This is a genomic window from Streptomyces sp. NPDC088197, from assembly GCF_044741185.1.
Taxonomy (GTDB): domain Bacteria; phylum Actinomycetota; class Actinomycetes; order Streptomycetales; family Streptomycetaceae; genus Actinacidiphila.
In genome coordinates this window covers 1-23,174 of record NZ_JBIUSD010000010.1, presented here as the reverse complement: position 1 = coordinate 23,174, position 23,174 = coordinate 1, and the positions used below count along the sequence as shown (strand labels likewise).

The 23,174-nt window shown below is 71.4% G+C and carries 18 protein-coding genes; 12 read left to right on the top strand and 6 right to left on the bottom strand.

The window, feature by feature from the left end:
* The first annotated feature begins 248 nt into the window (after positions 1-248).
* The 7 genes from ACIOC1_RS23425 to ACIOC1_RS23395 all read left to right on the top strand — a co-directional run bounded on the left by ACIOC1_RS23425 (position 249) and on the right by ACIOC1_RS23395 (position 8,062).
* Entirely contained in the window at positions 249-1,574 is a 1,326-nt protein-coding gene (locus ACIOC1_RS23425) for an L-fuconate dehydratase (RefSeq protein ID WP_355333059.1), read from the top strand.
* Positions 1,571-2,380, top strand: a complete 810-nt coding sequence (locus tag ACIOC1_RS23420) for an SDR family oxidoreductase (RefSeq protein WP_391048258.1) — start codon at positions 1,571-1,573, stop codon at positions 2,378-2,380. Before ACIOC1_RS23425 ends, ACIOC1_RS23420 begins: the two co-directional genes overlap by 4 nt.
* Before the next feature lie 143 nt (positions 2,381-2,523).
* The gene (locus ACIOC1_RS23415) at positions 2,524-3,561 is read left to right on the top strand and encodes a sugar ABC transporter substrate-binding protein (RefSeq protein ID WP_355333054.1); all 1,038 of its coding nucleotides are present in this window, start codon (positions 2,524-2,526) and stop codon (positions 3,559-3,561) included.
* Between the two features lie 3 nt (positions 3,562-3,564).
* A complete protein-coding gene (locus tag ACIOC1_RS23410; RefSeq protein ID WP_401856251.1) occupies positions 3,565-5,151 on the top strand; it encodes a sugar ABC transporter ATP-binding protein in 1,587 nt (528 codons plus the stop codon).
* Positions 5,148-6,185, top strand: a complete 1,038-nt coding sequence (locus ACIOC1_RS23405) for an ABC transporter permease (protein ID WP_188282963.1) — start codon at positions 5,148-5,150, stop codon at positions 6,183-6,185. Before ACIOC1_RS23410 ends, ACIOC1_RS23405 begins: the two co-directional genes overlap by 4 nt.
* Before the next feature lie 28 nt (positions 6,186-6,213).
* The gene (locus tag ACIOC1_RS23400) at positions 6,214-7,203 is read left to right on the top strand and encodes an aldo/keto reductase (protein ID WP_355333050.1); all 990 of its coding nucleotides are present in this window, start codon (positions 6,214-6,216) and stop codon (positions 7,201-7,203) included.
* Positions 7,204-7,207: 4 nt separating this feature from the next.
* Positions 7,208-8,062, top strand: a complete 855-nt coding sequence (locus tag ACIOC1_RS23395) for an amidohydrolase family protein (protein WP_401856250.1) — start codon at positions 7,208-7,210, stop codon at positions 8,060-8,062.
* A gap of 142 nt (positions 8,063-8,204) precedes the next feature.
* Here the strand turns inward: ACIOC1_RS23395 and ACIOC1_RS23390 are convergent, their stop codons facing one another.
* Together ACIOC1_RS23390 and ACIOC1_RS23385 are read right to left on the bottom strand one after the other, a co-directional pair.
* Positions 8,205-8,876 carry a FadR/GntR family transcriptional regulator gene (locus tag ACIOC1_RS23390; RefSeq protein ID WP_355333046.1) on the bottom strand — a complete coding sequence of 224 codons (672 nt, stop codon included), beginning with the start codon at positions 8,874-8,876 and terminating at the stop codon, positions 8,205-8,207.
* A gap of 146 nt (positions 8,877-9,022) precedes the next feature.
* Positions 9,023-9,868 (bottom strand): DUF6597 domain-containing transcriptional factor, encoded by an 846-nt coding sequence (locus tag ACIOC1_RS23385; RefSeq protein ID WP_401856249.1) that lies wholly within the window; start codon positions 9,866-9,868, stop codon positions 9,023-9,025.
* 156 nt (positions 9,869-10,024) lie between these two features.
* Here ACIOC1_RS23385 and ACIOC1_RS23380 point away from each other — a divergent pair, with 156 nt between their 5' ends.
* The gene (locus tag ACIOC1_RS23380) at positions 10,025-10,600 is read left to right on the top strand and encodes a TIGR03086 family metal-binding protein (protein WP_401856248.1); all 576 of its coding nucleotides are present in this window, start codon (positions 10,025-10,027) and stop codon (positions 10,598-10,600) included.
* A complete protein-coding gene (locus tag ACIOC1_RS23375) occupies positions 10,597-11,466 on the top strand; it encodes a hypothetical protein (protein ID WP_401856247.1) in 870 nt (289 codons plus the stop codon). Before ACIOC1_RS23380 ends, ACIOC1_RS23375 begins: the two co-directional genes overlap by 4 nt.
* Here ACIOC1_RS23375 and ACIOC1_RS23370 read toward each other — a convergent pair.
* The 4 genes from ACIOC1_RS23370 to ACIOC1_RS23355 form a co-directional block, all read right to left on the bottom strand.
* Entirely contained in the window at positions 11,463-13,070 is a 1,608-nt protein-coding gene (locus ACIOC1_RS23370) for a glycerol-3-phosphate dehydrogenase/oxidase (protein ID WP_355333038.1), read from the bottom strand. The two genes, ACIOC1_RS23375 and ACIOC1_RS23370, sit on opposite strands and share 4 nt — an antisense overlap.
* An 8-nt stretch (positions 13,071-13,078) precedes the next feature.
* The gene (gene glpK / locus ACIOC1_RS23365; protein WP_355333035.1) at positions 13,079-14,656 is read right to left on the bottom strand and encodes a glycerol kinase GlpK; all 1,578 of its coding nucleotides are present in this window, start codon (positions 14,654-14,656) and stop codon (positions 13,079-13,081) included.
* 70 nt (positions 14,657-14,726) lie between these two features.
* A complete protein-coding gene (locus ACIOC1_RS23360; RefSeq protein ID WP_391048249.1) occupies positions 14,727-15,515 on the bottom strand; it encodes an aquaporin in 789 nt (262 codons plus the stop codon).
* Between the two features lie 189 nt (positions 15,516-15,704).
* Positions 15,705-16,469 (bottom strand): IclR family transcriptional regulator, encoded by a 765-nt coding sequence (locus ACIOC1_RS23355; protein WP_355333031.1) that lies wholly within the window; start codon positions 16,467-16,469, stop codon positions 15,705-15,707.
* A 328-nt stretch (positions 16,470-16,797) separates the two neighbouring features.
* On the opposite strand from ACIOC1_RS23355, the gene metH reads away from it, so the two are divergent.
* The 3 genes from metH (at position 16,798) to ACIOC1_RS23340 (ending at position 23,035) form a co-directional block, all read left to right on the top strand.
* Positions 16,798-20,286 carry a methionine synthase gene (metH, locus tag ACIOC1_RS23350; protein WP_355333029.1) on the top strand — a complete coding sequence of 1,163 codons (3,489 nt, stop codon included), beginning with the start codon at positions 16,798-16,800 and terminating at the stop codon, positions 20,284-20,286.
* A 155-nt stretch (positions 20,287-20,441) separates the two neighbouring features.
* Entirely contained in the window at positions 20,442-21,143 is a 702-nt protein-coding gene (locus ACIOC1_RS23345) for an HAD-IA family hydrolase (RefSeq protein WP_391048241.1), read from the top strand.
* Between the two features lie 332 nt (positions 21,144-21,475).
* Positions 21,476-23,035, top strand: a complete 1,560-nt coding sequence (locus ACIOC1_RS23340; RefSeq protein ID WP_401856246.1) for an ABC transporter substrate-binding protein — start codon at positions 21,476-21,478, stop codon at positions 23,033-23,035.
* Positions 23,036-23,174 lie beyond the last annotated feature (139 nt).

The window sequence follows — 23,174 nt, the reverse complement described above, 5'->3', positions numbered from 1 at the left end:
CCGTCCCCGTACCGGCTGCTGTTCCTGCACGTGCGGCACCAGCCTACGGCGTACCGAGGCCGGTGCCGTGGTTCTCGTAGCTGGATGATCCCCAGCGCGGCCCCCGATGAGTCACCGGCAGCGCCACCAGGTGAGACATCCGATCTGTTGCCCACAAAGTTTGGCCCCGCCCCTGGACTTCCGGCCCCGCGCGCCGCTATACATCGGATCATCAAGAAAAGATCCGATGTCTCACGACGGGGGTGTGCATGAGTCCGACCATTACCGAGGTCGACGTGTACGACATCCGCTTTCCGACCTCGGAGCAGCTCGACGGCTCGGACGCCATGAACCCCGACCCCGACTACTCCGCCGCCTACGTCATGCTCCGTACGGACTCGCCCGGCGGCCTGGCGGGCTACGGTCTCTGCTTCACGATCGGGCGCGGCAACGACGTCGTCGCCGCGGCGATCAGGACACTGCGACCCTACGTGGTCGGCCGCTCGGTGGACAGTGTCACGGGTGATCTTGGCGGCTTCTACCGGCTGCTCACCCACGACTCCCAACTGCGCTGGCTCGGCCCGGAGAAGGGCGTGATGCACATGGCCGCCGGGGCGGTGGTCAACGCCGCCTGGGACCTGGCCGCCCGCCGGGCCGGACTGCCGGTCTGGGAACTGCTGGCCGGGATGAGCCCGGAACAGCTCGTGGACATGGTCGACTTCCGCTACCTCAGCGACGCCATGACCCGCGACGAGGCGCTGGAGATCCTCCGCCGCGCCGAGCCGGGCCGCGCCGAGCGCGCCGCGGAACTGCGCCGTCGCGGCTACCCCGCCTACACCACGGAACCCGGCTGGATCGGCTACTCCGACGACAAGTTGACCCGGCTGTCGAAGGAGGCCGTCGCCGCGGGCTTCCAGCAGATCAAGCTCAAGGTCGGCGGCGACCTCGACGACGACCTGCGCCGGATGCGGCTGGCCCGCGACGCGGTCGGCCCCGACATCAGGATCGCCGTCGACGCCAACCAGCGCTGGGACGTCTCCGACGCCGTCGACTGGATGCGGGCGCTGGCGCCCTTCGACCCGTACTGGATCGAGGAGCCGACCAGCCCCGACGACGTCCTCGCGCACGCCGCGATCCGCGCGGGCCAGCCGGTGCCGGTCGCGACCGGCGAACACGTCGCCAACCGCGTGGTGTTCAAGCAGCTCCTCCAGGCCGGCGCGGTGGACTTCGTCCAGATCGACGCGGCCCGCGTCGCCGGGGTCAACGAGAACATCGCGATCCTGCTGCTCGCCGCCAAATTCGGCGTCCCGGTCTGCCCGCACGCCGGCGGCGTGGGCCTGTGCGAACTCGTCCAGCACCTGTCGATGTTCGACTACGTCGCCGTCTCCGGCACCTGGGACAACCGGGTGATCGAGTACGTCCCGCACCTGCACGAACACTTCACCGATCCCGTGGTGATGGACCACGGCCGATACCGCGCCCCTGCCGCGCCCGGCTTCTCCGCCCGTATGGTCCCGGAGTCGCTCGCCGACTACCGCTACCCGGACGGCCCGGTGTGGCAGGCGCGACAGGCCCGACAGGAGCTGACCCGATGAGCACCAGCGCCGATCCGACGCACGCCGCCTCCGCCGCCCAGGACCTCGCGGGCCTCACCGCCCTCGTCACCGGCGGCGCCTCCGGGATCGGCGCCGCCACCGCGGCGCTGCTGACCGCCCGCGGCGCGCGCGTCGCCGTACTGGACCGCGACACCGCGGGCGCGCCGAGCGGCACCGTCCCCGTCACCGCCGACGTCACCTCGGACGAGGACGTACGGGCCGCGGTCGGCGCGGCCGTCGCCGAACTCGGCAGCCTGCACATCGTGGTGAGCAACGCCGGGATCGGCGCCATCGGCACCGTCGAGGACAACCCGGACGACGAGTGGCAGCGCGTGCTGGACATCAACGTCCTGGGCATGATGCGGACCGCCCGCGCCGCCCTGCCGCACCTGCGCGAGGCCGCCGCCGCCCGGCCGGGCAGCGCCTCCATCACCCACACCTGCTCGATCGCCGCGACCGCGGGACTGCCGCAGCGGGCGCTGTACAGCGCGAGCAAGGGCGCGGTGCTCGCCCTCACCCTGGCGATGGCCGCCGACCACGTACGCGAGGGCGTACGGGTCAACTGCGTGAACCCCGGAACCGCCGACACCCCCTGGATCGGCCGCCTCCTCGACCAGGCCGAGGACCCGGCCGCCGAGCGCGCGGCACTCGACGCACGCCAGCCCCTGGGACGGCTGGTGTCCGCCGACGAGGTCGCCGCGGCCATCGTCTACCTGGCGAGTCCCGCCGCGGCGAGCGTGACCGGAACCGCGCTCGCCGTCGACGGCGGAATGCAGGGACTGCGCCTGCGCCCCGCCGGAAGCTGAGCCGCCACCCCGGCTTCCGCGCACGGCAGTTGTCCCCAAGTACGTCAGCTCCTCCGCACCTCAGCTCCTCCGCACCTCAGGCACCGCCCCCGCACCACATCCTCCGCAGAGCCGACACACAATTCGAAGGGCAGGGCTCGACGATGAGACTGCGCAGAACGACCGTGGCCGCCTGTGCCGCACTGCTCGCGGTCACCGCGCTCGCCGGTTGCAACCGGGGAAGCGACAGCAAGGCGGGCAGCTCCGGCAAGGTCGGCATCGACCTGCCGCGCTCCGACAGCGACTTCTGGAACTCGTACAACAGCTACATAGAAAAGGGCGTCAAGGCCGGTGACGTCTCGGCCCTGCCCCGCACCAACTCGCAGAACGACATCGGCAAGCTCGTCGCGAACGTGCAGAGCTTCGCCAACGAGGGCGCCAAGGCGCTCGTGATGGCCCCGCAGGACACCGGCGCCATCGCCTCCACCCTGGAGCAGATGGCCAAGAAGAAGATCCCGGTGATCAGCGTCGACACCCGCCCCGACAAGGGCCCGGTGTACATGGTCGTCCGCGCGGACAACAAGGCGTACGGCACGAAGGCGTGCGAGTACCTGGGCGAACAGCTCAAGGGCAAGGGCAAGATCGCGGAGTTCGAGGGCGACCTGTCCTCGATCAACGGCCGCGACCGCTCGGAGGCGTTCGCCGCCTGCATGAAGAGCAAATTCCCGAACATCAAGGTGATCCCGCTGGTCACCAACTGGGACGGCGCCACCGCCTCGGCCAAGCTCCAGACCACGCTGGCCGCCGACCCGGACCTGAACGGCATCTACATGCAGGCCGGCGGGGTCTTCCTCCAGCCGACCCTCGCGCTGCTCCAGCAGAAGAACCTGCTCAAGCCGCCGGGCACGCCGGGACACATCACGATCATCTCCAACGACGGCATCCCCGAGGAGTTCAAGGCCATCAAGGCCGGGCAGATCGACGCCACCATCTCCCAGCCCGCCGACCTGTACGCGAAGTACGCGCTGTACTACGCCAAGGAGGCTCTGGCCGGGAAGACCTTCCAGCCGGGCCCGACCGACCACGACTCCACGATCATCAAGATCCCCAACGGTCTCGAGGACCAGCTCCCCGCCCCGCTGGTCACCAAGGACAACGTGGACGACGCGAGCCTGTGGGCCAACCAGCTCGGGAAGAGCTGACCCATGGCCGAGGCCGTACCGCCCCCCGCGGTCCACGCGGAGGGCATCGTCAAACGGTTCGGGGCCACCGTGGCCCTGGACCGGGTGGGCATCACCGTCGCGGCCGGCGACTCGCACGCGCTCGTCGGCCGCAACGGGGCGGGCAAGTCCACCCTGGTCTCCGTGCTGACCGGGCTGCACGCCCCGGACGCCGGGCGGGTCTCCTTCCTCGGGAAGCCCGCCCCCGCGCCCGGCGACACCGCCGCCTGGCAGTCCAAAGTGGCCTGCGTCTACCAGAAGTCGATGGTCGTCCCCGATCTGACCGTCGCGGAGAATCTGTTCCTGAACAGATTCGGCCGCGGCCGGATCCGCTGGTCCGCGCTGCGCGGCCGGGCCCGCGACCTGCTCGCCGAGTACGGGGTCGACGTCGACCCGACCGCGCGCGCCGGTGATCTCACCGTCGAGCAGGGGCAGTTCGTGGAGATCGCGCGGGCCCTGTCCTTCGGCGCGCGCTTCATCATCCTGGACGAGCCCACCGCGCAGCTCGACGCGGCGGGCATCGAGCGGCTCTTCACCAAGCTGCGCGGCCTCCAACAGCAGGGCGTGGCCTTCCTGTTCATCTCGCACCACCTCCAGGAGGTCTACGACCTGTGCAGCACCGTCACGGTCTACCGTGACGCCCGCCATGTCGTGACCGCGCCCGTCGCCGAGTTGAGCAAGGCGGAACTGGTCGAGGCGATGACCGGTGAGGCGGCGCAGGCCGAACTGGCCTGGCACGCACGGGGGTCGGCCGACGAGTCGGCGTCCAAGGCGCTGTCCACCTCGCTGCCGGTGCCGGTCTCCAAGGGCGCTGCGGACACCGGTGACGCCGTCCTGCGCGCCGAAGGGCTCGTGCTCGACGGCGCCTTCGACAGCATCGACTTCGCCGTACGCCCCGGCGAGGTGCTGGGCCTGGCCGGGGCCACCGCCAGCGGCAACACCGCGCTCGGCGAGACCCTGGTCGGGCTGCGCAAGGCCACCGGCGGCCGGACCCTGGTCGCGGGCAAGGCCGTACGCCCCGGCAGCGTCCCGCACGCGCTCGGCGCCGGGATCGGCTACGTACCCGAGGACCGGCACCGGCAGGGCCTGGTGCTCGGCCGCAGCGTCGCGGAGAACGCCACCCTCACCGTGACCGACCAACTCGGCCCGTACGGCACGGTCCTGCCGTCCAGGACCAGGGAATTCGCACAGCGCATGATCAGCTCGCTGGACATCAAGACCTCGGGACCGGCCCAGCCGGTGGCCGATCTGTCCGGCGGCAACCAGCAGAAGGTCGTCATCGCCCGCGCCCTGGCCCGCGACCCGCGCGTGCTGGTGGCCGTCCGGCCCACCGCGGGCGTGGACGTGAAGTCCAAGGACGCGCTGCTCGGCGTGGTCAGAGGCGTCGCGGACCGCGGCGACGCCGCCGTCATCGTCTCCGACGAACTGGACGACCTGCGGGTCTGCGACCGGGTGATCGCGCTCTTCCACGGGCGGGTGATCGCCGAGTTCGGCAGCGGATGGAGCGACCGGGACCTGGTCTCGGCCATGGAAGGGCTGCCCTCGGGCGGCGACGAGGGAGCCGAGGAATGAGTGACACCAGTCAGTTGACCGCCGATGTGGCGGTACCGGACAAGACCCGGCGGCCGGCGCCGCGTATCCAGCTCACCCGCTACCGGGACCTGTCCCTGCTGCCGGTGATCCTGCTGCTGGGCGTCATCGGCTTCATCGTGTCGCCCACCTTCCTGACCTCCGACAACCTCCTCGGCGTCCTCCAACAGTGCAGCGAGCTGAGCCTGTTGGTGCTCGGCGAGGCGATGATCCTGATCTCCGGCCGGATGGACCTGTCGCTGGAGTCCACCATCGGCGTGGCCCCCGTGATCGCCATGTGGCTGGTGATGCCGAGCACCGGCTCCGCCACCTACCACGGCATCGGACTGCTGCCCGGCTGGTCCTCGATCCCGCTCTGCCTGCTGGTGGGCGTGCTCATCGGCGGCTTCAACGGATTCCTGATCCTGAAACTGCGGGTCAACGGCTTCATCGCCACCCTCGGCATGCTGACCATGCTCCGCGGCCTCCAGGACGGCATATCCCAGGGCAAGTCCATCGTCGAGGTGCCCGCGTCCTTCTCCTACCTCGGCGGCGCGTCCTGGCTCGGCGCCCCGGCCGCGGTCTGGATCTGCCTGGTGCTCTTCGTCCTCGGCGGCCTGGCGCTCGGCTATCTGCGGCACGGCCGGGCGCTCTACGCGATCGGCGGCAACAAGGAGGCGGCCCGCGCGGCCGGTATCCGGGTCGACCTCATCACCTGGGTCGTCCTCGCCGTCGCGGGCCTGCTCGCCGCCTTCGCCGGTGTGCTCTACGTCGGCCACTACGGCGCGATCTCCTCGACCCAGGGCAACGGCTGGATCTTCCAGGTCTTCGCCGCCACCGTGATCGGCGGCGTCAGCCTCAACGGCGGCAAGGGCACCCTCTTCGGCGCCCTGACCGGTGTCGTCGCGCTCCAACTCGTCGTGAACGTCACGACGCTGGGCGGTGTGCCGCCGCTGTGGGACAAGTTCCTCTACGGTGCGATCATCATCGTCGCGCTGATCATCTCCCGCTTCGCGAGCGGCGAGAAGCAGGACTGACCGGATACCCGAGGGAGAGAACGTCACCATGCCCGTACCGGTACTGCCCCGGCTCGGCCTCGGCTGCGCGCCGCTGGGCAACCTCTACCGCGCCGTCACCGAGGAGGAGGCCGAGGCCACCGTGGCCGCCGCCTTCGAGACGGGGGCCGCGGGGCCCGTGTACCTCGACACGGCGCCGCACTACGGTCTCGGCCGCTCCGAGGAACGGCTCGGCCGGGCGCTGGCCGGACGGGACCGCTCCACGTACGTGCTCTCCACCAAGGTCGGCCGCAGGCTGCGCGACCTGCGGCCGGGCGAGGCCCCGGACGGCCAGGGCTTCACCGACTCCCCGGCCCGCGCGCGGGAGTGGGACTACACCGCCGACGGCATCCGCGCCACGCTGGAGGGTTCCCTGGAACGGCTCGGCGTGGACGCCGTCGACATCGTCTATCTGCACGACCCCGAGGACCACCTGCCGGAGATCTACGACACCGGCTTCGCCGCCCTGGCCGACCTGCGCGACCAGGGCGTGGTCAAGGCCATCGGCTTCGGCATGAACTACAGCGACATCCTCGCCCGCCTCGTCGCGGACCTCGATGTCGACGTCGTGCTGTGCGCGGGCCGCTGGACGCTGCTGGAACGCACCGCGCTGGACGACCTGCTGCCGGCCTGCGAACGGCGCGGTACGAAGGTCGTCGTGGGGGGCGTCTACAACTCGGGCCTGCTGGCCGACCCGCGACCCGGCGCACACTACAACTACGTCGAAGCGCCACCGGAGATCCTGGCCCGCGCCCAGCACATCGCCGCCGTCTGCGCCGAGTTCGACGTCCCGCTGCGCGCCGCCGCGCTGCGCTACCCCTTCGCGCACCCCTCGGTGGTCTCGGCCGTGGTGGGCGCCGCCAACGCCGCCGAGGTGCGCGACAACGCGGAGCTGTTCTCGTACGACATCCCGGACGCGCTCTGGCACGCTCTGGTCGCCCGCGGGCTGCTGGACAAGGACGCGCCGCTGCCGCTCAGGGCTCCCGCCGAGGGGGCCTGACCCGATGCGGATCGACGCCCACCACCATCTGTGGGACCTCGAACGGCGCCCCCAGCCGTGGCTGACCGGGGCTGAACTCGACCCCATCGCCCGGACGTTCCGCCTCGCGGAACTCCTTCCGCTGCTGGACGCGCACGGGATCGACGCCACCGTGCTCGTCCAGTCCAGCTCCTCGCTCGACGAGACCCGCGAACTCCTCGCCCTCGCCCGCGACTCCGGCGGCCGGGTCGCCGGGGTCGTCGGCTGGGCCGACCTCACCTCGCCCGAACTCCCCGGCACCCTGGGCGCGTTGGCCGCCCTCGGACCCCTGGTCGGCATACGGCACCAGGTCCAGGACGAGGCCGACCCCGGATGGCTGGCGCGCGCCGACGTCAGGTCCGGCCTCGCCGCCGTCGGCGCCGCGGGGCTCGTCTACGACCTGCTCGTCACCGTCGACCAGCTCCCCGCCGCCATCGGCACGGTGCGGGCGCTGCCCGAGGTGCGGTTCGTCCTCGACCACGGCGCCAAGCCGCCGGTCGGCGGCGGAGGCTGGGAGCCGTGGGCCGCCTCCATGACCGAGCTGTCGGCGCTGCCGAACGTCTGGTGCAAGCTCTCCGGGCTCGTCACGGAGGCCGACTGGCACCGGTGGCGCGTCGCCGACGTGCTGCCCTACGCCCGCCATCTCCTGGCCGCCTTCGGGCCCGACCGGCTCCTCTTCGGCTCCGACTGGCCCGTGTGCACCCTCGCCGCCGATTACTCCTCCGTCGTCGCCCTCGCCGAGGCGGCCCTCTCCCCTCTCACCCCCGCCGCCCGCGACGCCGTCCTCGGCCGCAACGCCGCTCGCCTCTACGCCCTGAACCTGCCCCCGGCGGGTCCATGAGCCAGTGCAGCGCCTGCTCCCGGGGGCGTGGCCCCGGACGGTTCGTTCGCCGGGGCGGCAGGCCGAGTTCTAGGGGCGGAAAGCGAGGCCCCGCGGAGGGCGAACGCACAGGGCTCGCGCCCTCCCCACCCCGCCCGGAGGGTTAAAGCGTTGAGCGAAGCCACTGCTCCACGCTGGCGACATGCACCGTCGCCCACGAACGGGCAGCCTCGGCGTCGCGGTCGCGCAGGGCGGTGAGAATGGCCCGGTGCTCGTGCAGCGTGCGGCTGACGGCGTCGACCTGGGTGATGCCGCGCCAGACGCGCGCGCGGGTGGTGGGTCCTGACAGACCGTCGAGCAGCGAGCAGAGCACGGAGTTGCCCGAGCCCTGGACGATGCCGCGGTGGAACTCCAGGTCGGAGGCGACCAGTTCCTCGACGGACGGCTGCGGGCCGAGCGCGTCCAGCTTGCCTTCGAGGGCGTCCAGCTCCTCGACGGAGATGCGGACGGCGGCCATCGCGGTGGCGGCGGGTTCCAGGATGCGGCGGACCGCGAGGAATTCGAGCACGGTGTCGTCGCGGTGGAAGTCCACGACGAAACTGAGGGCTTCGAGCAGGAGCTGCGGGTCGAGGCTGGTGACGTAGGTGCCGTCGCCCTGGCGGACGTCGAGGATGCGGATCAGCGAGAGGGCGCGGACGGCCTCACGCAGCGAGTTGCGGGACAGCCCCAGCTCGGCCGCGAGTTCGCTCTCCTTGGGGAGCCGGTCGCCCGGACGCAGCGCCCCGGAGACGATCATCTCCTTGATCCTCTCGATGGCCTCGTCGGTGACCGCCATCAGCGCCTCCCCTGTTCAGGTCCCGCCGCCGCCAGACCTCCGATGTATGAGGCCCCATTATGGGCCCGGCGCGCCGGAACGCCTAACAACGGCCGGAACCGGGCACAGCCGCCCGCGTACCGGCCGAACCGCCCCCCCGTACGGGCTCAGCGGCTCGCGTACCGGCTCGGCGGCGCGCCGACCGCCGCGGTGAAGTCACGGGTCAGGTGCGCCTGGTCGGCATAGCCCAGGTCGGCGGCGAGCGCGGCCCAGTCGATGTCGGCGCCGCCGTCCGCGCGGGCCGCGGCCTCGTGCAGTCGGGCCCGGCGCAGCACCCACTTGGGGCTCGCCCCCACGTACTCCGCGAAGAGCCGCTGGAGCCGCCGTACGGGCAGGTCCAGCTCGCGGGCCAGCTCGTCCACCCGGAAGAGCTGCGGGCCGGCGGTGATCCTCCCGCGCTCATCGGCCGGGGGGACACCCCTCTCGATTCTCTCGACCAGGTCCGCCACCTCGGCCACCACCGGGTCCTGCCGGGTGCCGGGCAGCAGCTCCAGCAGATACTCCTCGGCCAGCGCCGTCATCGCCGCCAGGTCGTCCAGTGCCAGGATCTCCCGGCTCAGCGCCTCGACGGCCCCGGCCGGGCCGCCGAGCAGACCGGCCGCGGGCACCGCGCGGTCGGCCAGCTCCGCCACCGGCCCGTCGATGAACGGCCGGAAGGCGCCCGGCCGGAATTTCACCCCGAACACCTGGTCGCGCCCGTGCAGCACACGGCTGAACACCCCCCGCTGCACCCCGTACACCAGTGGCTCAGGGGCCTCGAAGACCAGATGGACATTGGGGTGGGCGAGCACCTTCTGCTCGTGGTCCGGCCGCCCCCGCAGGTCCCAGCGCGGATTCCAGTAGAAGTCGACCAGAGCCGCCAGCGCGGGCCGCGGCTGCTGCCGCCGTACTTCGACGCGCCCGCCCGTCGCCTCCGGCCTCAGCACCCCGCGCCCCAGCCCGTGCCCGCTCATGCCCGTCACTGTAAACGCGGCCACCGACAACGGCGCGGGCACGCGCGGGCACGCACGGGCACGCGGGAGCACCGGCAACGGCGCGGCCACGCGACACGGGCCGGGTGTCGCGTTTCTTCAAGACCGCCGTCCCCGGTCGCGCCTAGCGTCGAGGGCATGAACTTCCACGCACAGATCGCCGACAGTGCCGCGGAGGCCGCCCGGGTCGCCGCCGGGATCACCGACGACCAGCTCACCGGCCCCACGCCCTGTCCCGACTACGACACCCGCACCCTGATCAACCACTGGGTCGCGTACACCGGCCTCGGCATGGAGCTGCGCGCCCGCAAGGAGCCGCACCCCGCCGACCTCGGCGAGCGCGACTTCACCGCGGAGCCCGGCTGGGCCGCCGCCTACGCGCGGCAGCTCGACCGGGCCGCGGACGCCTGGGCCGACCCGGCCGCCTGGGAGGGCGAGCTGGACATGGGCGGCATGGCGATGCCCGCGCAGGACATCGCCGGAATGCTCTTCATGGAGCTGCTGCTGCACGGCTGGGACGTCGCCAAGGCCACCGGGCAGGAGTTCAGGGCCGACGAGAAGTCCGGCGCCCTGCTGCTGGCCGTCGTGCGCGAGCAGGCCGAGATGTTCCGGCAGTACAAGGGCTTCGCGGAACCGGTCGCACCGCCCGCCGGGGCCACCGACTTCGAAACCGCTGTCGCCCTGTCCGGCCGCGACCCATACTGGGCGGCATGATCCAGCACGACCTCATCGCCCGCGTACGGGACATGTGCCGCGCCGACGAACGCCTCGGCGCGGCACTGATGTACGGCTCCTTCGCCGCGGGGGAGGGCGACGCCCACAGCGACGTCGAATTCTGGCTCTTCTTCGACCCGGAGCGGCGCGCGGAAGTGGAACCCGAGCAGTGGTGCCGGGAGATCGCCCCGGCCAATCTGGTGCTGCTCAACGAATTCGGCAGCCATGTCGTGCTCTTCCCGGGCCCGGTGCGCGGCGAATTCCACTTCGCGACCACCGACGACATCCCGACGGTCGCCACCTGGCCCGCGCGCGGCGCCGCCGTCGAGCGGATGGTGGTCGTCGACCGCGAAGGGCTGCTGACGCCGGTGCTCGAAGCGGTGCCCGAGCACCCCGTGCTCCCCGCGGCGCCCGACGAGATCGCCGACCTGTGCGGCCGGTTCGCCAACTGGCTGGTGCTGGCGCTGCACGTCACCGCGCGCGGCGAGCACCTGCGCGCGCGGGACGCGCTCTGGCACGCGGCCCGCCATGTGCTGTGGATGGCCCGGCTCGCCGAGGACAGCACCGCGCACTGGCTGACGCCGTCGCGCGCCGCGGAGGCCGAGCTGCCCGCCCGTACGATCGCGGCCGTGGCAGAGGCCAACCCCGTGAGCCTCTGGCACGAGGGCCGCGACCGCTGGCTGACCCTGCTGCCCAGGACCGGCCGCCCCGCCCCGACCGCCCTGTTCGCCGAACTCGACCGCCTGACCGCCGAGACGGCCCAGCCCGCCGGGACGGCCCAGCCCGCCGAGACAACCCAGCCCGCCGGGACGGCCGAGGCCGCCGCGACGGAACCGCCCGCAGGGACGGCGGCCCCCACTTCCTAGTCCCGGCGAAGCACCCGCTCGACCCCTTCCCGCACCTCCGGCGTGTCGAGACCGCGGATGGTCAGCGTCGTCCGCCGCCGCAGCACGTCGTCCGCGTCCTGCGCCCACTCGTGGTCGCGGGCGTAGACGACCTGGGCCCAGATCTCCGGGGCGTCCGGGTGCACGCGCCGGGCCAGCTCCGGGTCCTCGTTGGCCAGCCGCGCGATGTCGAAGGCCAGCGAGCCGTAGTGGGTGGCCAGGTGCCTGGCGGTGTCGGCCGCCATGCGCGGTCCCGGCGCGTCGCCGTCGATCAGCAGCCGGTGGGCGACCGCGTCGGGGCTGGCGAAACCGGGCAGCGGGGCCCGGCGCGGCAGCGACGACATCGGCTCCATGTCGTCGGACAGCGGATGCCCGGGCAGCTCGGCCAGCTTGGTCATCACCGTGCGGCCGATGTGCCGGAAGGTGGTCCACTTGCCGCCCGCCACCGACAGCATCCCGCCGGTCCCCTCGGTGACGACCGTCTCCCGCTTGGCCTTCGAGGTGTCGCCGGGACCGCCGGGCAGCACCCGCAGACCCGCGAAGGAGTACGTGATCAGGTCGCGGGAGAGCTGCTGGTCGCGTACTGAGAAGGCCGCCTCGTCCAGGATCTGCGCGATGTCGGCCTCGGTGACCCGCACATCGGCCGGATCGCCCTCGTACACCTCGTCCGTGGTGCCGAGCAGCAGCATGTCCTCCCAGGGCAGGGCGAAGGTGATGCGGTACTTGTCGATCGGGGTGGCCAGCGCCGCCCGCCACGGCGAGTGCCGCTTGAGCACCAGGTGCGCGCCCTTGGACAGCCGGATCGACGGCGCCGCGGCCGGGTCCTCCATCCGCCGCAGGTGGTCCACCCACGGCCCGGTGGCGTTGAGCACCAGCCGCGCGTCGACCCCGAATTCGGTGCCGTCCACGCGGTCGCGCAGATCGGCGCCCGTGACCCGGCCCCGCGTGAAGCGCAGCCCGGTGACCTCGGCGTGGTTGAGCACGGTCGCGCCCGCGTCGACCGCGGCCCGTACCGTCATCAGCGCCATCCGGGCGTCGTTCATCTGCCCGTCCTCGTAGACGGCGACCGCGCGCAGATTGTCGGTCCGCAGCTCGGGCACGTCCCGCGCGGCCTTGGCCGGGCTGATCACATGCCCGACGCCGTCGCGGAAGGCGGACAGCGCCGAGTACGCGAAGACGCCCGCGCCGAGCTTGGCCGCGCCGTGCGGGCCGCCCTTGTAGACCGGCAGATAGAAGGTGAGGGGGTTGGCCAGGTGCGGCGCGATGTCACGGGAGACCGCGCGCCGCTCCAGGTGGTTCTCCGCCACCAGCTTCACCGCGCCGGTCTGGAGGTAGCGCAGGCCGCCGTGGAGCAGCTTGGAGGAGGCGGAGGAGGTGGCCCCGGCGAAGTCACCGGCGTCCACCATGGCCACCCGCAGCCCCGACTGCGCGGCGTGCCAGGCGGTGGTGATGCCGAGGATGCCACCGCCGATCACCAGCAGGTCGTACGTGGCACGGCCGAGCAGATCCCGGGTCTCGGCCCTGCCGGGGTTGGCGCCTGCGGTCGGATGCGAACCCAGGGCGGGAACGCGCTGCGAGGTGGTCATGGGGTGAATCAGTGCTCCTCTGCGGTGCTCTCTTCGAGCCAGCCCATCGTGGCCTGCACGGCCTTGAGCCAGCTCTTGTACTCGCGGTCCCGTTGGGCCGCGTCCATGCGCGGGGTCCACTCGGCGGCGCGCCGCCAGTTGGCTCGCAGTGCCTCGGTGTCGGGCCAGAAGCCGACCGCGAGACCGGCCGCGTAGGCCGCGCCCAGGCAGGTGGTCTCGGCGACCATCGGGCGCACCACGGGCGCGTCCAGGAAGTCGGCCAGCGTCTGCATGAGCAGGTTGTTGGAGGTCATGCCGCCGTCGACCTTGAGGGCGGCCAGTTCGACGCCGGAGTCCTTGGTCATGGCGTCGGCGATCTCCCGCGTCTGCCAGGCCGTCGCCTCCAGCACGGCGCGCGCGATGTGCGCCTTGGTGACGTAACGGGTCAGCCCGGCGATCACCCCGCGCGCGTCGTCGCGCCAGTAGGGGGCGAACAGGCCGGAGAAGGCCGGTACGAAGTAGGCGCCGCCGTTGTCCTCGACGGACGAGGCCAGCGTCTCGATCTCGGCGGCGGTGCTGATCAGCCCCATCTGGTCGCGCATCCACTGCACCAGCGCGCCGGTGACGGCGATCGAGCCCTCCAGCGCGTAGACCGGAGCGTCGTCGCCGATCCGGTAGCCGACGGTGGTGATCAGGCCGTTGTAGGAGTTGACCGGGGTCTCACCGGTGTTCATCAGCATGAAGGTGCCGGTGCCGTAGGTGGACTTGGCCTCGCCCTCGGCGAAGCAGGTCTGCCCGAACAGCGCCGCCTGCTGGTCGCCGAGCGCGGAGGCCACCGGCACGCCGTCCAGCACGCCGCCGACCGTGCTGCCGTACACCTCGGCGGAGGAACGGATCTCCGGCAGTACGGCGGCGGGTACGCCGATCGATTCCAGGATCTTGTGGTCCCAGTCCAGGGTGCGCAGGTTCATCAGCAGGGTGCGGGAGGCGTTGGTGACGTCGGTGACGTGCCGGCCGCCGTCGACACCGCCGGTGAGGTTCCAGATCACCCAGGAGTCCATGGTGCCGAAGAGGATCTCGCCGCGCTCGGCGCGCTCGCGCAGGCCCTCGACGTTGTCCAGCAGCCAGCGGATCTTGGGTCCGGCGAAGTACGAGGCGAGCGGCAGGCCGGTCTCGCGGCGGAAGCGGTCCTGGCCGACGTTGCGGCCCAGTTCGCGGCAGAGCACGTCGGTGCGGGTGTCCTGCCAGACCAGCGCGTTGTGCACCGGCTCACCGGTGTTCTTGTCCCACAGCAGGGTGGTCTCGCGCTGGTTGGTGATGCCGATCGCCTTGACGTCGGCGGCGCTGAAGCCCTCGTTGTCCTGGGCGGCCTTGGCGATGGCGCCCTCGACCACCTCCTGGACATTGGTCCAGATCTCGGCGGCGTCGTGCTCCACCCAGCCCGGCTTGGGGAAGATCTGCTCGTGTTCCTTCTGGTCGACGGCGACGATCCGGCCGTCCCGGTCGAAGACGATGCAGCGGCTCGACGTGGTGCCCTGGTCGATCGCGGCGATGAACGGGCCGGTGCCGTGCGAGTGGGTGCCGGCGGCGGCGGTGGTGTCGGTCACGTGGTGCTCCTCGGGATCTGCGCGGGGGAAGTGGCTGCGGGGGAGTGGGCGTGGCGGTCTCGCGGCGGCCCTACGTGAAGGCGAGCTTGTACAGGCCGCCGGCTATCGCGGCGCCGGCCAGCGGGCCCAGCACCGGGATCCACGCGTAGCTCCAGTCCGAGCCGCCCTTGTTGGGCAGCGGCAGAAGGCTGTGCACGATACGCGGGCCGAGGTCGCGGAACGGGTTGATCGCGTACCCGGTGGGGCCGCCGAGCGACAGGCCGATACCGACGACGAGGAGCGCGGTGAGCAGGATGCCGGTGCCGTTGAGCGCGAGTCCGGTCGTCATGCCCTGGGTGAGGATGAAGAGCACCAGGACGGCGGTGCCGATGACCTCGGTGAGGAGGTTCTGCACCGGGTTCCGTATCTCGGGTCCGGTGGAGAAGATGCCGAGCACGGGTCCCGCGGGCTGCCCCTTGCGGTCGGTCTCCGGGCCCTCGGGGGAGGTCGTGCCCGCGCCGACGATCTCGGGGTCGGTCAAGTGCGCCTGGAACTGGCCCAGGTAGGCCACCCACACCAGGAAGGCGCCGATCATCGCTCCGAGCAACTGCCCCATCAGGTAGAAGGGCACGGTGTGCCACACACCGGTCTTGATCGCCACGCCGAGGGTGACCGCCGGGTTGAGCTGGCCGCCCGAGTAGCCGTTGGCGATGTAGGCGCCGCCGAGCACCGCGAATCCCCAGCCGAAGGAGATGGCGACCCAGCCCGCTCCCCGGGCCTTCGACTTCTTGAGCGTGACGGCGGCGCAGACGCCGCCACCGAGCAGGATGAGCACGGCGGTGCCGAAGGTCTCGCCGATGAAGATATGGCCGTTGGACACAGCGACTCCTTTGTCCAAGTGTCTTTACGTCAGGGCACGGGCGACCCGAATCGCGTCCGGCGTTCGACAATGTCGACCGTACAGCGAATATTTTCTCTCCGGGAGCGGCAGGTCAAGAGGCGTGGACGGTGAAACGCGGAAGAAGGCCGCGCGGGCGCGTCGTCGCGGGCCGGATACGGGCGGGGCGGATCAGAAGCGGGCGGCGCCCAGATCGCGGGAGACGGCGCGGGCGCAGTCCCGTACCGCCGCCACCAGCCGGGCCTGGATGCCGCCCTCGTCGCAGACCCGTTCCACGGCGCCGGTGATGCCCACCGCGCCCACCGGCATCCGCCGCCGGTCGTAGACGGGCGCCGCGACCGAGGCCACGCCCTCCCACGTCTCCTCCAGGTCGGCGGCCCAGCCGCGCGCCCTGGTGAGGTCCAGCAGCGCCTCGAAGTCGGTGATGTCGGTGACGGTGCGCGCGGTGAGCGTCGCCCGCTCGTGCTCGGTCACCTCGTTGTGCGCCACCGGGTCGAAGGCGGACAGCACCTTGCCGAGCGCGGTGCTGTGCAGCGGGTGCATCGCGCCCACCTCCAGCGCCTGGCGGCTGTCGTCCGGCCGGAAGACGTGGTGCACGATCAGCACGCCGTCCTGGTGCAGCACCCCGAGATACGCCGCCTCGCCGCTGGACCTGGCCAGGTCGTCGGTCCACACCAGCGCGCGGGCCCGCAATTCGTGCACGTCCAGATAGCTGTTGCCCAGCCGCAGCAGCTCCGCGCCGAGCTGGTACTTGCCGGAGACCGGCTCCTGTTCGACGAAGCCCTCCTGCTGGAGGGTGCGCAGGATGCCGTGCGCGGTGCCCTTGGCCAGGCCGAGCGACGAGGCCACGTCGGTGAGTCCCAGCCGGCGCTCACCGCCGGCCAGCAGCCGCAAAATCGCCGCCGCGCGTTCCAGCGACTGGATGGGACCTGGCATCGGCGGCACTCCAAGCAGAGGGGGTGTCATGATCGGCGGTCGACAATGTCGACCGTCATCATCTCAGAGATGATTCTGGCACCACGGTCCGCCCATCGGAATGCCTTCGAGCCCGGACGGTGCGGCCCGCTAGGCTGGCCGGGTGCGCGTCCCGCCGCCCTCCGATCCGTCGGCCCCGACGGGGAACGCATAGCCGACAGCCGTCGCATCCCAGGGAGCACGTTCCATGGCCTCGCTTTCTCCGTCGTCCCCTACGTCTGGTCCGTCCGGTTCCTCCCCATCGGGGACGAACGCGGCGCCGACGCGTACGTCCCCGACCGCGTCGCCGATGGACGCACCCCGCGCCGCCGCCCTCCGCGAGGCGCTCGCCTCCCGCGTGGTCGTCGCCGACGGCGCCATGGGCACCATGCTCCAGGCGCAGGAGCCGACGCTCGACGACTTCCAGCAGCTCGAAGGCTGCAACGAGATCCTGAACATCACCCGCCCCGACATCGTGCGCTCGGTCCACGAGGCGTACTTCTCGGTCGGCGTGGACTGCGTCGAGACCAACACCTTCGGCGCCAACCACTCCGCGCTCGGCGAGTACGACATCCCCGAGCGGATCCACGAACTGTCGCAGGCCGGCGCCCGCCTGGCCCGCGAGGTCGCCGACGGCTTCGCCGCCGACGGCCGCCCGCGCTGGGTGCTCGGCTCGATGGGCCCCGGCACCAAGCTGCCGACGCTCGGCCACGCCCCGTACGGCGTACTGCGCGACGGCTACGAGGCCAACGCGGCGGGGCTGATCGCGGGCGGCGCCGACGCGCTGATCATCGAGACCACCCAGGACCTGCTCCAGACCAAGGCGGCCGTGATCGCGGCCCACCGCGCGATGGCGTCGGCCGGGGTGAGCCTGCCGCTGATCTGTTCGGTGACCGTGGAGACCACCGGCACCATGCTGCTCGGCTCGGAGATCGGCGCGGCGCTCACCGCGCTCGAACCCCTCGGCATCGACATGATCGGCCTCAACTGCGCGACCGGACCCGCCGAGATGAGCGAGCACCTGCGCTATCTCGCCCGGCACTCGCGTATCCCGCTGTCCGCCATGCCCAACGCGGGCCTGCCGGTGCTCACCAAGGACGGCGCGCACTACCCGCTCACGGCCTCAGAACTGGCCGACGCGCACGAGACGTTCGCCCGCGAGTACGGCCTGTCCCTGGTCGGCGGCTGCTGCGGCACCACGCCCGAGCACCTGCGGCAGCTCGTGGAGCGGGTCGGCGGCCAGGACCTGCACCCGCGCAGGCCGCGCCCCGAGGCGGGCGCCGCCTCCCTCTACCAGACGGTCCCCTTCCGCCAGGACAGCTCGTACCTGGCGATCGGCGAGCGCACCAACGCCAACGGCTCCCGCAAGTTCCGCGACGCGATGCTGGAGGGCCGCTGGGAGGACTGCGTGGAGATGGCCCGCGACCAGATCCGCGAGGGCGCCCACCTGCTCGACCTGTGCGTGGACTACGTGGGCCGGGACGGCGTCGCCGACATGGCCGAGGTCGCCGGGCGCTTCGCCACCGCCTCCACCCTGCCGATCGTGCTCGACTCCACCGAGGTGGACGTCCTGCGGGCGGGACTGGAGAAGCTGGGCGGCCGGGCGGTGCTCAACTCCGTCAACTACGAGGACGGCGACGGCCCCGAGTCCCGGTTCGCCAAGGTGACCGCGCTCGCCCAGGAGCACGGCGCCGCGCTGATCGCGCTCACCATCGACGAGGAGGGCCAGGCCCGTACCGTCGAGAAGAAGGTCGGGATCGCCGAGCGGCTGATCGACGACCTGACCGGCAACTACGGCATCAACGAGTCGGACATCCTGATCGACTGCCTGACCTTCACCATCTGTACCGGCCAGGAGGAGTCCCGCAAGGACGGCGTCGCCACCGTCGAGGCGATCCGCGAGCTGAAGCGCCGCCACCCCGACGTGCAGACCACCCTCGGCCTGTCGAACATCTCCTTCGGCCTCAACCCGGCCGCGCGCGTGGTGCTCAACTCGGTCTTCCTCGACGAGTGCGTCAAGGCGGGCCTGGACTCGGCGATCGTGCACGCCTCCAAGATCCTGCCGATCGCCCGCATCCCCGAGGAGCAGCGCGAGGTCGCGCTCGACCTGATCCACGACCGGCGGCGCGAGGGCTACGACCCGCTGCAACGCCTGATGGAGCTGTTCGACGGCGTCGACAACAAGTCGCTGAAGGCCAGCCGCGCCGAGGAACTGCTGGCGCTGCCGCTGGACGAGCGGCTCCAGCGCCGGATCATCGACGGCGAGAAGAACGGCCTGTCCGCCGACCTGGACGAGGCGCTGGCCGAGCGGCCCGCCCTGGACATCGTCAACGAGACGCTGCTCGCGGGCATGAAGGTGGTCGGCGAGCTGTTCGGCTCGGGCCAGATGCAGCTTCCGTTCGTGCTCCAGTCCGCCGAGGTGATGAAGACCGCGGTGGCGTATCTGGAGCCGCACATGGAGAAGTCGGACGACGAGGGCAAGGGCACCATCGTGCTGGCCACCGTGCGCGGCGATGTCCACGACATCGGCAAGAACCTGGTCGACATCATCTTGTCCAACAACGGCTACAACGTCGTCAACCTCGGCATCAAGCAGCCGGTCTCGGCGATCCTGGACGCCGCGCAGGAGCACCGCGCCGATGTGATCGGCATGTCGGGCCTGCTGGTGAAGTCCACGGTGATCATGAAGGAGAACCTGGAGGAGCTGAACCAGCGCGGCCTGTCCGCCGACTTCCCGGTGATCCTCGGCGGTGCCGCCCTGACCCGCGCCTATGTGGAGCAGGACCTGCACGAGATCTACGAGGGAGAGGTCCGCTACGCCCGCGACGCGTTCGAGGGCCTGCGGCTGATGGACGCGCTGATCGGCGTCAAGCGCGGCGTGCCGGGCGCGGCGCTGCCGGAGCTGAAGCAGCGCCGGGTGCCCAAGCGCGAGCAGCCGGAGCCGGACGGACCGGACAAGGCGGTCAACCTCGGCCAGATCCGCTCCGACGTCGCGGTCGACAACCCCGTCCCCACCCCGCCGTTCTGGGGCAGCCGGGTCGTCAAGGGCATCCAGCTCGCCGACTACGCGTCCTGGCTGGACGAGGGCGCCCTGTTCAAGGGCCAGTGGGGCCTGAAGCAGGCCCGCTCGACCGGTCCGACGTACGAGGAGCTGGTGGAGTCCGAGGGCCGGCCCCGGCTGCGCGGGCTGCTGACCAGGATGCAGTCGGAGGGCCTGCTGGAGGCCGCCGTGACCTACGGCTACTTCCCGTGCGTGTCCAAGGGCGACGACCTGATCGTGCTGCGCGAGGACGGCACCGAGCGGACCCGCTTCACCTTCCCCCGCCAGCGCAGGGGGCGGCAGCTCTGCCTCGCGGACTTCTTCCGGCCCGAGGAGTCCGGAGAGACCGACGTGGTGGGCTTCCAGGTCGTCACCGTCGGCAACCGGGTCTCCGAGGCGGCCAACGAGCTGTTCGCGACCGACTCCTACCGGGACTACCTGGAGCTGCACGGCCTGTCCGTGCAGCTCGCGGAGGCACTCGCGGAGTACTGGCACGCGCGGGTCCGCTCGGAGCTGGGCTTCGCCGGTGAGGACCCGGACGAGGTCGAGGACATGTTCGCGCTGAAGTACCGCGGCGCGCGCTTCTCGCTGGGCTACGGGGCCTGCCCCGACCTGGAGGACCGGGCGAAGATCGCGGACCTGCTGGAGCCGGGCAGGATCGGCGTGGAGCTGTCGGAGGAGTTCCAGCTGCACCCCGAGCAGTCCACCGACGCGATCATCATTCACCACCCGGAGGCCAAGTATTTCAACGCGCGTTGAGCGCGGCTCACCAGCGAGTCGTACACTTGACGGTCCGGCGCAGGCCGGTCGCCTTCCCGTCCGCGGGACGCGGCGACCGGCCTTTGTGTCCCCCGGAAACGGGACGGGCCGGCGCGACCGGCACCGGGAACCGCGCGAGCCGAGGAGTGGGGCGTATGACCAGCAGCATCCCTGTCGCCGACACCCGTATGGCGCAAGGCCCCGCCCTCCAGGCGGTGCTCCTCGACATGGACGGCACCTTGGTGGACACCGAGGGCATCTGGTGGGCGGCGGAGAGTGAGGTCTTCGCGGACCTCGGGCACGTGCTGGACGAGGCGCACCGCGAGGTGGTGATCGGCGGCCCGATGACCCGCAGCGTGGGGCACCTGATCACCGCCACCGGCGCGGACGCGACGCTGGCCGAGCTGATGCTGGCGGTCAACATCCGCTTCGAGAAGCTGATCGCCCGGGGCGCGCCGCTGATGCCCGGCGCCCGCAGGCTGCTCACCGAGCTGGCCGCGTACGGCGTCCCGACCGCCCTGGTGTCCGCCTCGCACCGGCGGACCATCGATGTGATGCTGCGCACGCTGGGCGCGGAGAACTTCGCCTTCACCGTCGCGGGGGACGAGGTGAGCCGCACCAAGCCGCACCCCGAGCCGTATCTGACCGCCGCCGCCCGGCTGGGCGCGGACCCGGCCGCCTGTGTGGTCGTCGAGGACACCCTGACCGGTGTGGCGTCCGCCGAGGCGGCGGGCTGCCGGGTGGTCGCGGTGCCCTCGCTGGTGCCCGTCGAGGCCGCTCCAGGGCGTACGGTCGTCGGTTCGCTCGAAGAGCTGAGCGTGCCTTTCCTGCGCGCTTTGAATGCGCGCGTTCACTGAGCGTATTTGCTGAATAGGAACCGTCCAGATGCGTCTCACAGGTCGGAATCCGGCCCCTGGTGATCTATGTCACGCGCGGGGAGGTCGACACCGCGCTGTCCTGCCTGGATGAGATCCGCAGATCGGGACGTGCGGCGCGGCCGAATGTCCGCAATGTTCCGACCGGGGAGGGATCGTACCGCCGTCCGTTTATCGGTGCCCCGAGCCCCGTTATCGGTATGTAATTCCGCCTCAACTTCGCCGTGCTCTAGCGGAGTAGGTCCCTCCGGCTAGTGTCCCTGCTGGTCAATGCCGAATCGAACGACCGGCATTTGAGCAAGGGGATTCACTGGATGTCACGTAACAAGCGTGTCGTCGCCGCAGCCGCCGTGGCCTTCCTGGCCGTCGGTGCGTCCGCGTGTGGTGGCAAGAAGGACAACTCGTCGGCCGGTGGCGGAAAAGGCGCCGTGATCGTCGGAACCATCGACTCGGTGTCGTCACTCGACCCCGCGGGAGCGTACGACTACGGCTCCTGGGAGGTCATCGACAGCGTCTACCAGAAGGTCATGCACTTCCCGACCGGCGGCACCACGCCGGAACCGGACGCGGCCAAGTCGTGCGCCTTCACCGACCCGAAGACGTACGCCTGCACGCTCCAGCCGGGGCTGGTGTTCTCCAACGGCGACAAGCTCACCGCCGCGTCGGTGAAGTTCTCGTTCGACCGCATGGTCGGCATCGCGGCGCCCAACGGCCCGTCCAGCCTGCTCGCCAGCCTGGACAGCACCGAGGCCAAGGGCGACGACCAGGTGGTCTTCCACCTGAAGAACGCCGACTCGACCTTCCCCTCGGTGCTCGCCACCGACGCGGGCGCGATCGTCGACGAGAAGACCTTCCCGAAGGACAAGCTCCTCGACGGCTCGAAGATCATCGGCTCGGGTCCGTACACGCTGGACAAGTACACGCCCAAGCAGCAGGCGTCGTTCCTGGCCAGCAAGACCTACAAGGGCCCGGCCAAGCTCAACAACGGCCAGTTCGTGCTCCAGTACTTCTCCGAGGCGTCCGCGCTCAAGCAGGCCGTCAAGGACGGCACGGTCAACGCGGCCTTCCGCACCCTGTCGCCCACCGACACCGCGGACCTGAAGAAGACCTCCGGCATCCAGGTGCTCGACGGCACCGGCACCGAGAAGCGCTACCTGGTCTTCGACGCCAAGGTGAAGCCGTCCGACCAGAAGGCGGTCCGCCAGGCCGTCGCCCAGGTCATCGACCGCGAGGGCATCGCCAAGGACGCCTACGACGGCACCGTGGCCCCGCTCTACTCCATGGTCGGCAACGGCATCCGGGGCCACACCGAGGCCTTCAAGGACAAGTACGGCGCCCCGGACAAGGCCAAGGCCGCCGCGATACTCAAGGACGCGGGCATCACCGCCCCCGTCGACATCGCGTACGCCTGGACCCCCAGCCACTACGGCGCCGCGGCGGCCGACGAGGCCACCGCGATCAAGCGGCAACTGGAGGCCACCGGCCTGTTCAAGGTGAAGCTCAGCTCCACCGAGTGGCAGCAGTACCAGAAGGACGAGAAGTCCGACACGTACGCCTCGTACATGATCGGCTGGTTCCCCGACCTGCCGGACGCCGACAACGACGTCTCGCCGTTCCTGGGCAAGCAGCCCTTCCTCGGCACCGGCTACGACAACCCGGAGATCCAGCAGCTCCTGGTCAAGGAGCAGGGCACCGACGACGCCAAGGTGCGCGACCAGGCGTTCGCCGACATCCAGAAGATCGTCGCCGACGACGTCCCGATCATCCCGCTCTGGCAGGGCAAGCAGACCGTGGTCATCCGTGACGGCGTGACCGGCGCCGACAAGGCGCTCGACCCGACGATGTTCCGGTTCTACGAGCTCGGCTCCAAGTGACGGACGGCCGGGGCGCGGGGGGGGGGCCCCCCCCCCCCCCCCCCCCCCCCCGGGCCCCCCCCCCCCCCCCCCCCCCCCCCCCCCCCCCCCCCCCCCCGGGGCCCCCGGCCCGGGGGGGCCCGCGGGCCCCCCGGCGGGG